This window comes from Flavobacterium sp. FG19, from assembly GCF_057809475.1.
Window position 1 is genome coordinate 98421 of record NZ_JBMDKA010000016.1, and the last position, 14338, is coordinate 112758.

General features: G+C 36.7%; 9 protein-coding genes. 2 read left to right on the top strand and 7 right to left on the bottom strand.

The genetic code is table 11. From position 1 onward, the window contains the following. Positions 1-49: 49 nt before the first annotated feature. Positions 50-430, bottom strand: coding sequence for a DUF1573 domain-containing protein (locus ACODST_RS16640; protein ID WP_488933230.1), 381 nt, complete (start codon positions 428-430; stop codon positions 50-52). Between the two features lie 288 nt (positions 431-718). Between ACODST_RS16640 and ACODST_RS16645 the strand changes: the two genes are divergently transcribed. Beyond that, positions 719-3352 carry a valine--tRNA ligase gene (locus tag ACODST_RS16645; protein ID WP_488933231.1) on the top strand — a complete coding sequence of 878 codons (2634 nt, stop codon included), beginning with the start codon at positions 719-721 and terminating at the stop codon, positions 3350-3352. A 113-nt stretch (positions 3353-3465) separates the two neighbouring features. On the opposite strand, the gene ACODST_RS16650 is transcribed toward ACODST_RS16645, so the two are convergent. The 6 genes from ACODST_RS16650 to ACODST_RS16675 form a co-directional block, all read right to left on the bottom strand. After that, positions 3466-4776: an APC family permease gene (locus tag ACODST_RS16650; protein ID WP_488933232.1), complete on the bottom strand. Its 1311-nt coding sequence runs from the start codon at positions 4774-4776 to the stop codon at positions 3466-3468. A 159-nt stretch (positions 4777-4935) separates the two neighbouring features. Continuing rightward, positions 4936-7161, bottom strand: a complete 2226-nt coding sequence (locus ACODST_RS16655; protein WP_488933233.1) for a TonB-dependent siderophore receptor — start codon at positions 7159-7161, stop codon at positions 4936-4938. Positions 7162-7392: 231 nt separating this feature from the next. Beyond that, positions 7393-8118 (bottom strand): DUF4198 domain-containing protein, encoded by a 726-nt coding sequence (locus ACODST_RS16660; RefSeq protein WP_488933234.1) that lies wholly within the window; start codon positions 8116-8118, stop codon positions 7393-7395. Positions 8119-8392: 274 nt separating this feature from the next. Then, positions 8393-9511: an alpha/beta hydrolase gene (locus ACODST_RS16665; RefSeq protein ID WP_488933235.1), complete on the bottom strand. Its 1119-nt coding sequence runs from the start codon at positions 9509-9511 to the stop codon at positions 8393-8395. A gap of 1 nt (position 9512) precedes the next feature. Then, a complete protein-coding gene (locus tag ACODST_RS16670) occupies positions 9513-10676 on the bottom strand; it encodes a PepSY-associated TM helix domain-containing protein (RefSeq protein ID WP_488933236.1) in 1164 nt (387 codons plus the stop codon). Between the two features lie 73 nt (positions 10677-10749). Beyond that, the gene (locus ACODST_RS16675; RefSeq protein ID WP_488933237.1) at positions 10750-13152 is read right to left on the bottom strand and encodes a TonB-dependent siderophore receptor; all 2403 of its coding nucleotides are present in this window, start codon (positions 13150-13152) and stop codon (positions 10750-10752) included. A 187-nt stretch (positions 13153-13339) separates the two neighbouring features. Here ACODST_RS16675 and ACODST_RS16680 point away from each other — a divergent pair, with 187 nt between their 5' ends. Then, entirely contained in the window at positions 13340-14329 is a 990-nt protein-coding gene (locus ACODST_RS16680; protein WP_488933238.1) for a helix-turn-helix domain-containing protein, read from the top strand. Positions 14330-14338 lie beyond the last annotated feature (9 nt).

Sequence of the window (14338 nt, forward strand, 5' to 3'; positions counted from 1 at the left end):
AGCCGTTTCTCGAAAAAGAAACGGCTTTACTATTTTTAAATTTTATTTTTTACAAAACTTCTCCTTTGATTTTAAGGGCGACACGACCATCAGGATAATTGACAGCATTGGTTTCAACTGTAATGGTTTTACGAATAGGACCGTTTGCCATGTTGTATTTCACATCAATTTTACCTTTTTTGCCCGGCATAACAGCGGCGGCAGGTTTGGTAACAACTATAGAACTAACAGTAGACTCGGCACCAATAATTAAAAGAGGAGCATCTCCGGTGTTAGTAAACTCAAAGGAGCGTACTCCATTATCAGTTTTCGAAATTTTACCATAATCAATTGTATTATCCGGGGCTGTAAATTCAATTTTTGGTCCATTTTGTGCATAACCTATTATACTAAACAATAGGACCGCAATAAATGAGGCTGCATTTTTCATCTGAAATTGTTTTTAAGTTGTAAGTAAATATACATTGTTTTAATTAACACACAAATTATTAATTCATTTTTTATAGTGTACTTAATTATTTACTTTTGCTGTCGATTATAATTACAAAAATTGAACCAGTTTTTTGTTTAACTTTTTAATCGTTTATTTGCTTAATCGTTTCGATTGATTTGTAGATGATGCTTTTAAGGCAGAAAACAAAAAAAGACAATTCAATTTGAAATGCAATAATCAAAACCGATTATACGGTTAAACAAATAAACGATTAAACATATATAAATGACAATTCCAGCACAATTTGACGCTAAGACGATTGAGAACAAATGGTACGATTACTGGATGAAAAACAACTATTTTCATTCAGAACCTGATCATAGAACGCCGTATACTATTGTAATTCCGCCTCCAAACGTCACTGGTGTCCTTCATATGGGACATATGCTGAACAACACTATTCAGGATGTTTTAATCAGAAGAGCCCGTCTTAAAGGTTTTAATGCCTGCTGGGTTCCGGGAACAGACCACGCTTCTATTGCTACCGAAGCCAAAGTAGTGGCTAAGTTAAAGGCGGAAGGGATTAATAAAAACGATTTGACCCGTGAAGAATTCCTAAAGCACGCCTGGGAATGGACCGATAAATATGGCGGAACCATTCTGGAACAGCTTAAAAAACTGGGAGCTTCCTGCGATTGGGAAAGAACCAAATTTACAATGGATCCGGATATGTCGGCATCTGTAATTAAATCATTTGTTGATTTGTATAACAAAGGATTAATTTACAGAGGATACCGTATGGTAAACTGGGATCCGGAAGCCAAAACTACTTTGTCTGACGAAGAAGTTAATTACGAAGAACAACAGGGAAAATTATTTTTCTTGAAATATAAGATTGAAGGAACTGAGGAATTTTTGACCATTGCCACAACACGTCCGGAAACTATTTTTGGAGATACTGCTATCTGTATCAATCCAAACGATGAGCGTTTTACCCATTTAAAAGGTAAAAAAGCTATCGTTCCAATCTGCGGAAGAGTGATTCCAATTATTGAAGATGAATATGTAGACATTGAATTTGGAACAGGATGTTTGAAAGTAACGCCTGCGCATGATATGAACGATAAAACTCTTGGTGAAAAACACAATCTTGAAATCGTTGATATTTTTAATGAGGATGCTACTTTAAACAGCTTTGGATTACATTTTCAGGGAAAAGACCGTTTTGTGGTTCGTACTGAAATTGCAAAAGAACTGGAAGAAATTGGAGCTTTGGCAAAAACAGAAATCCATTTAAATAAAGTGGGAACTTCTGAAAGAACCAAAGCGGTTATTGAACCAAGATTGTCAGACCAGTGGTTCCTGAAAATGGAAGAATTAGTGAAACCGGCCATTAAATCGGTTTTGGAAACGGGAGATATTAAGTTACATCCAAAACGTTTTGAAAACACTTATGCGCATTGGTTAAACAATATTCGTGACTGGAACATCTCACGTCAGTTATGGTGGGGACAACAAATCCCAGCATATTATTACGGAGATGGAAAAGAAGATTTTGTAGTGGCTGAAAATATCGAAGATGCTTTAGCTTTAGCAAAAGAAAAAACCAACAACCAACAACTAACAACCGACAACCTTAAACAAGATGTTGATGCGTTAGACACATGGTTCTCATCTTGGTTATGGCCAATGTCTGTTTTTGGCGGTATCATGGATCCTGAAAGCCCGGATTTCAAATATTATTATCCAACAAATGATTTGGTAACAGGCCCGGATATTTTATTTTTCTGGGTGGCAAGAATGATTATCGCAGGTTATGAATATGCTGATGATAAACCATTTACAAACGTATATTTAACAGGCTTGGTTCGTGATAAACAGCGCCGTAAAATGTCTAAATCATTAGGAAACTCTCCTGATCCTTTAGATTTAATTGAAAAATTTGGTGCAGATGGAGTTCGTGTAGGATTGCTTTTAAGTGCTTCTGCAGGAAACGATATCATGTTTGATGAGGAATTATGCCTTCAGGGAAAAGCGTTCTCAAACAAAATTTGGAATGCTTTCAAATTGATTAAAGGTTGGGAAGTTTCAGAAACTATTGCACAGCCAGAATCATCAAAAGTGGCAGTCGAGTGGTATGAAGCTAAATTACAGCAGACTTTAGTTGATATTGAAGATAATTTTGAGAAATACAGAATTTCAGATTCATTAATGGCGATTTATAAATTGGTGTGGGATGATTTCTGTTCTTGGTTCTTAGAAATGATCAAACCAGCTTACCAACAGCCAATTGACAGTGTAACTTTTGCGAAAGCGATCGAAATGTTAGAAAACAACTTGAAGTTATTGCATCCATTTATGCCTTTCCTGACGGAAGAAATCTGGCAATTAATTGCTGAAAGAACTCCAGAAGAAGCTTTAATTGTTTCAACCTGGCCGGAAGTAAAACCATTTGATGCTAAATTAATTAGCGATTTTGAAAACTCAATTGAAGTAATTTCCGGAATCAGAACGATCAGAAAAGACAAAAATATTCCGTTTAAAGATGCCATCGAATTAAAAGGAATCAATAGCGAAAATGTTTCAACTTATTTTGATTCAATTATCACTAAACTTGGAAACGTTTCAGCTTTCGAATATGTTTCTGAAAAAGTAGACGGTGCATTGTCTTTCCGTGTAAAATCAAATGAATATTTCATTCCGATTACTGGAAACATTGATGTTGAAGCTGAAATCGCAAAACTGACAGAAGAATTAAATTATACAAAAGGATTCCTGAAATCAGTAGAAGCCAAGCTTTCAAACGAGAAATTCGTAAACGGAGCACCTGAAAAAGTGCTTAATTTAGAGAAACAAAAACAAGCTGATGCTTTGGCAAAAATTGCTACAATCGAGCAGAGTTTGGCTGGATTGAAATAAGCAATATAGTTTTCTATTAATTTTATATTAAACCCGACAGGTTTTTAAAACCTGTCGGGTTTGTTGTTTTTAAGAACATGATTTTTTTGAAAATAAAATTCGTGAATTCGTGGCTATTTCTTCTTCAAAGCCCAAAACAAAGGATAAGAAACAATTGTAATCGCAACAATGATAATAAAGCTTTTTGGATCACTGTAAATAAATCCTGCAAGTATTGCTATGGAAAAAATGATTGCTATTATTGTTGTCCACGGATACCAAAAAGAACGATAAGGTCTTGGCAAATCTGGTTCAGTAGTTCTTAGTTTTAAAAGAGAGTAATAGGCCAGTCCCCAAACGATTATAGAGATAAAAGCAGCAAAAGAAAACAAGACTTCAAATGAACCTATACAGATTAAAAACAAACTGAAAAGAGAAGAAACCAAAAGAGCAACAATAGGAGTTCCGCCTTTATTGACTTGTGTTCCTTGTTTGATAAAAAATCCGTCACGGCTCAATCCGTAAAGAATCCTTGGCGGAATCATCATAAAGGCATTTAAAATACTGATTAAAGAAAAAATAGAAATTACGGTTACGATTTTTGCTCCGCTGTCTCCAAAAATAATTTTGGCAACATCGGCTGCAGCAAGATTTGATTTAGCCAATGTTTCAATTGGTAAAACATGAAAAAAGGCTGCATTTACCAAAACATAAATAGCCACGACAAGCAAAACACCGCTGTACAATGATTTCGGAATGTTTTTGCCTGGATCATCATTTTCTTCAGCAAAAAAGCAAACAGCGTTCCAGCCGTTGTAAGTTCCAATTATTAATTGTAATGATTTAAAAAAGCCAAATAAAAGCCCGATTTGAAAGATGGAATTGTCTGTTTTGATTTTTGGAACTTCGACTCCGGTATACGTAAAACAGGCAATAACTAAAGCGACAAAGCAGATAACTTTTAATAGACTGGTAATCTGCTGAATCACACTTCCGTTTTTTACACCGCTTAAGTGTAGTAAAACAAAAGCAATGAGTAACGAAATTGACATTACCGTAGAATAATTAGCCAATTCTGGAAATAAAATAATAGTATATTCACTAATCACAATACAGTAAAAAGCTGGCGGAATAGCATTGACAATATAATCGTACCAACCCGACAGGAAGCCCGCATAGTCACCAAAAGCCCTTTTAATATAATTATAGGATCCGCCGGCTTTTGGCAGCATGGTTGCTAATTCTGAATACGAATTGGCTCCCAGTAAAACATACAAACCGCCAAAAAGCCATGATGCCAGAATAAGCCAGTAATGGTGCAGCATTTCTGCAATAGTTCCTGGTGTTCTTAGAATTCCAACTCCAATTGTTCCGCCAATTAATACGGCAATATTAAAACTGAGACCTAATGTTTTCTTTAATTGGTTTTTGGCAGCATCTGACATATTCGGAGTTTAAATTTAAAATAGTATACAACGGCAAAAGTAATTATAAATAGGGGACATTTTGAACCCAAATAAAAAACCTCACCTTTTACAGATGAGGTTTGAATTTTCCGAAAACATTTATTTCTGATTTTCAGAAAAAACGCTAATTCAAATATTTTAGAATTTATAACGTAAACTGGTCATAACCTGACGCGGCGCTATTGGGTTTACGCTGTAATTTTCGTGAACGGTATAATTTAATTCATTGGTAATGTTGGATAGTTTACACAAAATAGAGATTTTTCTCCAGGTATAACCGGCCGAAGCATCGATTGTGGTATAACCTTTTATTGGAATTTCTCTGTGGTAAATACCATCAGGATATTTAGGGTCATTACTGTACTGATCGTTCCATCCGCCTAAACGGTCTCCAATATAATTTCCTATGGCACCTATAGATACTCCTTTAAAGAAACCTTCCGGTACTGTATAAAAGAAACTTAAGTTAGCTGTATTAGCAGGAGTTCTTACCAAACGGTCTCCTTCGATAAAACTTCCGTTTAAACCAGATGTTTTAGTGTAACGCATATCATTATAGCTGTAACCGGCAGTAATATTTAAACCTTCAATAGGTCTGGCAGTAATGTCAACTTCAATTCCTTTACTTTTAGTTTCCCCGCTTAACACTTTAATACTTGTATCAGTATTTAAACTTCCGTCGGCTTTAAATTCAGCTGTCTGGGCCAGATTGGTGTTTACAATTTGGTAAACCGTCACATTGGTACTTAATGCCCCTTCCAGAAAATCAGTTTTAACACCGGCTTCGTACTGGTCAATAATAGAAGGTTCGATTGGTTTTAAATCAGCAGTAGTTCCTGTGTTAGGAGTAAAAGAAGTAGAATAACTTCCAAACACCGAAATGTCTTCTCTCGGCTGGTATATCAATCCCAATTTTGGCGAAAAAGCATTGTCCAAACGTTTTGGCGTAATTACCGGAACAGCATCTTCAGGGCTCAATGTTTGTACTCCTGCATCAGAGATTTCTTTATAAGTGGTCACTTCAGCTTCCTGCCATGACCAGCGTATACCGGCTAAGACTTTAAATTTTTCGGTCACTGAAATAAGGTCCTGAAAATAAACTCCAAAACGGTTAGTTTCTGTTTTGACTATCTGAGTGGTTCGGGCATCCGGAATATCATTTTTCTGTGTTGACGGATCAAAGCTGAAAAGGTTGATAGTATCGTAGTTTGCCGGGTTAAATGCAAAAGTATAAGCCGTTGCAAACGAATTTTCCCAATCGGCACCCGTAAAGATCTGGTGTTTTACAGATCCGGTACTAAAATTTCCCTGAAGACTCAACTGATCTCCCAGTATTTGTTCTAAGTTTTGATTTTGAACCAATGGTCTGGTCCACTCTCCATTGTCTTTTACTGAAGATAGTTGTGCGGTTGATTTTGAAGTTCTGTTGTAATTTTGGTAAGAACTATTGAAATTGAGCTTCCAGTTTTTGTTAAAATCGTGGTTTACTAATGCGGAAGCACTGGCTGATTTAGTATTTCCGTTTGACCATAGAGATCCGTAAAAAGTATTTCGCGGCAGATCAAGAATTCTGGTCCCGATAATTCCTGTTCCAAAATCCGGAGTCCAGTCAGCAGTCAGATAATCTCCCTGAAGCGTAATCTGTGTTTTTGGGCTTACTACAAAAAGTAAAGACGGATTTACATATAAACGTTCATTTTTTACGACATCTCTAAAGCTCTCTGAATTTTCATACGAGCCATTAATTCTAAAAGCAATTGATTTAGTAAGGCCTCCATAAAAATCAAAAGCAGGTTTGTAATAAGAAAAACTACCTGTTTGCATTGATATTTCTCCGCCAGTTTTAAATTGAGGCGTTTTAGTAACAAGGTTAAGAATTCCTCCCGGAGCAACGTTTCCAAACAACAGGGCAGAACCTCCTTTTAGAAATTCAACCTTATCTAAACCGGAAACATCGGGAATTGATCCTGCATTGTAACGGAATCCGTTTTTAAACATATTATTGGCCGACATATCGTAACCTCTGGAGAAAAAAGATTCCTGAGCGCCTCCACGTGCAGAACCCACATACACCCCGTTGGCATTTTTAAGAACTTCGCTTAAGCGGATTGCCTGCTGCTGTTCGATAACTTCTGCACCAATAACTTGTATGGACTGCGGATTATCCATTGGTTTTAAACCTGAACGGACTGCGGTTACCGGTTTTGGTTCTTTGTTTTTCGTTACGACAACTTCATTTAAGATTTCTCCTTTTTTATTTTTAACAGTATCGGTAACAGCTGCACCTGATTCATTGCCCGAATAATTTTGTCCATAGGAGGCAAAACTGAATAATCCTAAAGCAAATAATAGATTATATTTCATTGGTATTTATTTAGATTCAATAAAAATTACTGAATGCAAATATAGATACAGGGATAGCTTAACATAAAATTATGAAGAGGTTTTCTTACTTAAAAGTGTATTAGTTTTGCCTTAAGATTTGCTTAAGATTTTGTGTTTTAGAATTTAATTTAGTATTAAAAAACAAAAAACCTTGTCCGGCTGAACAAGGTTTAATTATAAGATAAAATCTAAAAAGAACAGTTTCGAAAATTATTTAACTGTAATTAAGTAAGTAGCCATTTTCCAGATTTCATCGTATTTTTTTCCGTTATGGTCTCCTGAAGCTTTTTCAGTGTAAGCAAACTCAACCATGTAGTTTCCTGGCCAGATTGGTGTAAAAGAAACTTCCCCTTTGTCATTAGACCATAGTTCTTTTTCCCAGCCATTTGGAGCGATAACTTTAATTTTTTGCGATTTTGCAATAGCACCTTCGTATAAAGCCGAAACGGTAATTGGCGCATTCTTTTTCAAAACATCTGCATTTTCAGTAAAAACACTAATGATGTTAGTATTCGCAGAAGCCAGATTACCGGCTGCTTTGTTTCCTACTACTACCGTTGCACTTGAGTTATAGTCTAAAACCATAGTGCCGTAAACATCCTTTACTTTATGGTGCATGGCAATTGTATAAACCCCGTCTTCATCCGGAGTAAAGAAAGCCTGGTATTTATTATCTAAAGCTTTTGTAGTAAGTTTTGTTTCTTTTTTGGAAGGAGAAATCAATACCAGTGAAAAATCTTTTAAATCAGAAAACCATTTGTCTGCTTTTGTAATATCATTGTCTGAGTATTCTCCAAAGTAAATTGAAATTTCCTGGGCTTTTCCTTTTGTACCAGTTGCTTTAGTTTCAATCCAAAGGGCATGAGCAAACAACTGAGGTGCTGCAAAAAGCATTAAAAAAGCAAAAGTTATTAATTTAAAAGTTTTTGATTTCATGATAATGTGATTTAAAATTAGTATTAAAAAAATCCTTTGCCGGTGCTCCGGATTTTTAACTCATTGGTTATTATTTTGCAGTTACAAATGTAAGGTTTAATATGAGGTAAACAATACTTATTTAGAATAATTATTAATAATAAGAGCAAAAAATAAGGTAATAGTATCTTTGTGAAAGCCCTGCTGCGCAATACAGCAGGGCTGCCCAAAAAAAATAAAACAAAAAAATCAGATGATTGATGATTGAAAAAGCAATATTGGATTAAAGCCCGGTTTAGTTTCGGGTTTCATCAGCTGTTTTCGGGTTTTTCTTTCTCTCGTAAGCTTTTTCTAAACTAAGAGCTGCATTTTTACTTTTAGGATAATATTTTTCGGCCCATTTAAAAAACACAATGGCCTGGTCGGTACGGCCGATATCCAGAGAGTAATTGCCCATCCAGTCGAGATAACTTTCTGAAGGGACAAAAGTAAACCCGGTTTCTTCAGAAAGTTGAGCGTACTGTTTCCCGACCAATGAAGGATCCAGAACTGCCTGTTTAACCTGAACGAGATGTGATTTAAAAATGAAACGCAGTCCATCGTATTCTGACGGAATGGGGATGGTGCCGTGATCTTCATTTTCATAAAATTTAAAGTCCCATCGCAGGTTTTTAGGCTTCTTTTCTTTTAATAACTTTTCAAATTTGCGGATGGCTCTTGCCATATCTGTTGTGGTGTCCTGAGGAATACTGATTTTGTTGGCCATGGCAATATAAATAGTACGCTTTTTAAAATCTTTGGTATTAAAAAGCGAATCGGCTTTTTGGATCATTATTTCATTGTCCCACCAAAGGCTGGGATCTATAATGATATACGAATTAAAAAGATTCGTATAGTTTAAAAGGACATTTGTGGCTGTTAATCCTCCAAAAGAATGTCCGTTTAAAATGTTGTAGCCCGAAGTCCTGTAATGGGAATCGATATAAGGGCGGAGTTCTTTTTCTAAAAATGTTATGAAATTAGGATTTCCACCGCTTTGGTTGAACATTTTTTTCTTCGGGTCAAAAAAGGCCTGACGATTGGCCTCGGTAGGAGTGAGATCACGTGTCCGGTTGGTATTGGTAATTCCTACCACAATCATTTGTGGAATCATGGCATAAGGACCTTTTGCGAGCGATTGTGCCAGTCCGGTAAAGGAATGAAAATTACTCTCGGCATCTAATAAATAAACTACCGGATATTGGGCCGGCGCAAACTTTGTGCTGTTATAATCCGGCGGCAGGTACACCCAGAAATTACGCTCTTCATTTAAAGCTTTCGAAAAAATACGATGCCTGCTTCCGATGGTAATACTGTCCTGTGCTGACAGCTGGACAAACCAGCTTAAAAACAGTAGTAAAAGAATCTTTTTCATTTTAAACAGATTTAGTTTTTTTTGTTTTATTACGGCGTCCGTACCAGATTAAGAATCCGGTAACGGGAAGAAACATGCATATCAGGCCAATAATCAGAGTCAGGGTTTTGCCCAGCCACCCGGCCCAGAAACCAATATGCAGGTTCATTGTCGTATCGTCTATATGCAGGCCGTTTAAAACTTTTACAGGAATTTCCATTTCCTGGCCTGTATAACGGTTTATAGCAAAGGTTTTTCCGTCCTGAACTCCTTTTAGTCCAATATCTCTGGCTGCCACGGCATAAATAGTCGTGATACTGTCTTTAGAAGCTACAGACAACTTTACCTGTTCTGCAGTTGTATTTTTGGCAAATAAATTTTGGATAACAGGATGTAATGGTGCAAAAGTCCGGGTACTGTCATATTCCGGTTTTATATCCCTGATTTCGGCATAGGCTTTTGGAATACCTCCAAATATTTTATGAGTTGCTGAGTTTAATGTTTTGTTCACAATGATTAAACCCGTAATTGTAATCATAAGGGCCGGCATCAGATTATAAAAACCGGGAACGTTATGCAAATCGTAATTCAGGCGTTTAAAAGAAGCGTTTCTTTTAATGGTAAAGCTCTGAGTCCTTGTAGAACGATTCCATTTTTTAGGCCACCATAAAATAAGTCCGGTGATGAGTTCGATTAAAAATATCCAGACCGAAACTTCTACTATGGTATTTCCGGTTTTCCCAAACGGAATATGACCGCTGTGAATGTGGGCAACCACATAGAAGAAATCGTATGCTTTTCCCGAAACCATTACTTTTCCGGTGTAGGGATCAATCCATGAAAACTGTAAATCACGGTCTTTGGTCGAAGAAGCCAGTTTAATAGTTCTTTCCGGATTTCTATAGGTGATAAAATAACTGGCTTTCCGGTCCGGAAGCTGTTTTTTAAACGAAATCAGGATTTCTTCAGGAGTTAATCTTTTTTCTTTTACTTCAGGGACATACCATGAATGATAAGCCAGTCCGTCAATAATATTATCGCAAAAAATAAAGAGCACTCCGGTAAGGGAAACAATAAAAACAATGAGACCGGAAGTAAGTCCAAGCCATAAATGCAGCCAGTGATTAAGCCGGCTCCATTTGCTTTTGGTTTTCTTTTCCTTTTTTCTAATTGGATTCTGGGTCATACTATAAAAACGGTAAAAACCAGGCAGACATCATCAAGGATAGCCGGCCTGGTTGTAACTAATTAAAAAAGAATTAAAATTTCAGGGTCACGTTGGCTACTAATTGTCTCGTTGGCATCATGTTCGCCCAGTAGTCAGAGGTCCAGTATTCTTTATTGGCAATATTGTTTAATTTTAAACCAATCCTGAATTTTTGTTTTTCATAAAAAACAGTGGCATCCATAACTGTATATCCATTTATGGTAAAGGTATTTTCATCGTTGGCGAAACTGTCACTTTGTGAGTTTCCGCCAAAACCAAAACCAAGACCTTTAATTTTTCCGTCTAATATTTTATAGCTTAACCAAAGGTTGGCCACATTTTTTGGAGCACCATAAGGTGTATTTCCTTCCATTTCACCTGAGGTATATTCACTTTCATTATAGCCATACCCCATAATTACATGGAAACCTCTAAACGGATTGGCAATTAAATCGGCTTCAAAACCTTTACTGCTCTGGGTTCCGTCCTGTACAGGAAAAGTGTTGGTGTAACGTACTTTGTCTTTCACTTTTATGTCATAATAACTCAAAGTTCCGTTTAGTTTTCCGCCCAGTAATTCCACTTTTACACCTCCTTCTAACTGATTGGCCTGTTCCAGTTTAAAATCAACTTTTACAGTTGGGCTCTGGTCGGTTTCAGAAGGCCCGACGTTTGTGAACCCGTTCATATAATTACCAAAAACCGATACTCTGCCTTTTACAATTTGATAAATTAGTCCCATTTTTGGAGAAAGCGCATTTTGATTGTATTTCTCAATTCTATCCTCATAGTGATCAAAACGGGCACTGACCATCCCGATTAATTTATCGGTAAAATTGATAACATCAGAAGCATAGACACTTGTAGTTCTTAAATCCCTGTTGTTTACTACCCATGGCTCGTCCATATCAGCAATAAGCTGATGGTATTTTTCCATATTGATAAATGGGGCATCTCCGTTTATTGGTGTAAGCGGATTTCCGGCTGCGGCATCATAAGAATTAACCATCCATCTGTTGTCGTTAGTGCTCAGATAAGTATAGTCAAGTCCTATAAGCAGACGATTTTTTAAGCTTCCAATAGTAAAGTTTCCAATAAAATTCTGCTGAATCTGGCTTGTTTTAAAAACGCTGTTAACATTCATCAGACGACGTTGTAAAAGAGGCAGTGCCGCAGCATCAGGATTGTTGTTGATTAATAAAAACAGGTAATTGGCTTTATTATTTGTAAAGGCGTTAGAAAAGTTAGTCTGAGAAACCCACTGATCTGACAATTTGTAAGTAGCTCTGGCAAAAATATTAGTAGTTTTGGCTTCAGACTGCAAATCATCTGTGGTGTATGATTTTTTAAAATCAAAACCAAAGTCATCATAGCTCTTATAAGGAGAAGCGGCAACGTTTAAATTTCCGAGCCCTATGTAGGTTGAGTTACGGCTTCCGTTGTACATTTCAACATCGATATCAAAAGTCAGCCTGTCATTTACCAGATAAGTAAAGGAAGGTGCTATTACAAAAGTGCGGCTTTTGCCAAAATCCTGCCATGTTTTCTGGTTGTCCAAAGCAGCATTGATTCTGAAAAGCATCGTTTTGTCTTCGTCAATAGGAGTATTGTAATCAATAGTAGTCCGGCTCAGTGCCCAGCTTCCGGTGGTATAACTTACTTCTCCTTTAGTTGTTTCAAAAGGTTTTTTAGTGACCCTGTTTACAAGTCCTCCGTAAGTGGTTAAGGTAGAGCCAAATAAAGTAGCCGAAGGTCCTTTAATTACTTCTATGCTTTCTAAATTTACAGGATCGCTCATAGTTACCCAGTTGGTGCTCATTCCGTTACGGATAGATCCGGCAGCCGAAGCTCCGCTGAATCCTCTCATTCTTAAACTTAACCCCACTCCTCCTGAGCCTACACTCTGGGTTACATTGCTTAATCCCGGAGCCGTAGTCAGGGCGCTTCTGAAATCTACAGCAATCTGTTCCTGAAAAAGTTCTTTAGGAACAACGGTATAAACCTGTGGGTTTTCAAGATTACTAATAGGTAAACGGGCGACATATTCACTTTTCTTCTCGGCGAATTTTTTAGCTCCCGAAACCACCACCACTTCCTGAAGTTCTTTTAAGGAAGATTCTAACTGAAACGATACGTTTGTGGTTTCATTTGCCGTTACAGTAACCTGCTGCTGTAATGGCGTATGTCCCATCATATTGATTGCAATCTGATAGGTCCCTGAAGGGATTTTATGCAGCATGAAAACCCCGTTCTCGTCGGTCAGGGCTGATTTTTTTAATTCAGGAATTGCGATAGTTACCGATCCGGCATTTTGGTCGTCGGAGGTTATTACGGTTCCTTTTATAGAGCCTGTATTTTGCTGTGCAAAAGCATTGGTAAATAAAAAGCAGCATAGGAATACCGCATAAACAGGCGTGTTTAACATTTTTCGTAGATTGGTTTGAATAAAAAACATTCTGTGTTTATTTAGATTAGTTATAAATTGGTAATTTTACGGCAAAAGTAGTGTGTTGGCAGAAGCACCATAAACGCAATAAGGATTATTATAAACGCAAAAGGTATTTTTTGAATGGTCTTATAACGAGTGAGTTATAAGTGAATAAAATACATTTAATAAGCCGGAGATACAATTTATTTCAGGAATGAAAACAGTGATGAGAAGTGACATCTTTAAAAATGAAACGGTCGTGGTAAACGACCCGATCCGTTTTAATAAAGAAGATCTTATCGAGAAAAAAATCAATTACGATCATAAGGGGATCAAAGGTGTTATTACGGATATCATGCTGGACGGAATTCATTTGGTAGCCCGTGATATTACGATCGAAAACGGTTTGTATTCGATTGAAGTCGAACATGATTTTTCATTTGTAAAGCTTCATATTGAAATGGAAGGTGATAATGAATACTGTCCGGAAAATGCTGCTGAAAGCGGTATTTATATACCTCAGGGACATTACAATTTGTTTTATTTTCCCAAAATTAAAGGAGTTTTACATTATAAAACGAAAAGAAGAAGAACGCTTGAAATTACTTTTACAGAAGCATATCTGCAGCAGCTTTTTTATCCGGATTTAAGTGCGACGATCCCGTTACTGGCTCAGGCATTAATGAACCGCACCGAATATATAATGTGGGAAAAGAGCAGGAGTATTTCTCCTAAACTGAATCTTTTAATCGAAGATATACTGCAGTGTTCCTATTCCGGAGCCATTAAAAAAGCTTTTTTGGAATCAAAAGTGGTCGAGATTCTTTCGTATTTGTTTACGATTATTAATGAAGAAGAAAATACGAAGGCGAATGTAGAATTAAGTGCCTGCGATTATTTGAAAATTCTGGCGGTAGAAAATATTCTAAAAACACAGTTTACAGAAAAACATACACTGGCAAGTCTGGCAGCACAGGTAGGACTGAACAATTTTAAAATTAAGAAATATTTTAAACAGGTTTTTAATACTACTGTTTTTAATTACCTCACACAGGTGCGTATGGAATATGCCAAACATCTTATTCTGGAAAAAGATATGCCGGTCTGCCTGGTTTCGCAGGAACTCGGGTATAAGAACCCGCATCATTTTACGGTGGCTTTTAAAAAGACTCTGGGATATTTACCCAGTAAATTAAAAAATTAAAAGGAACTA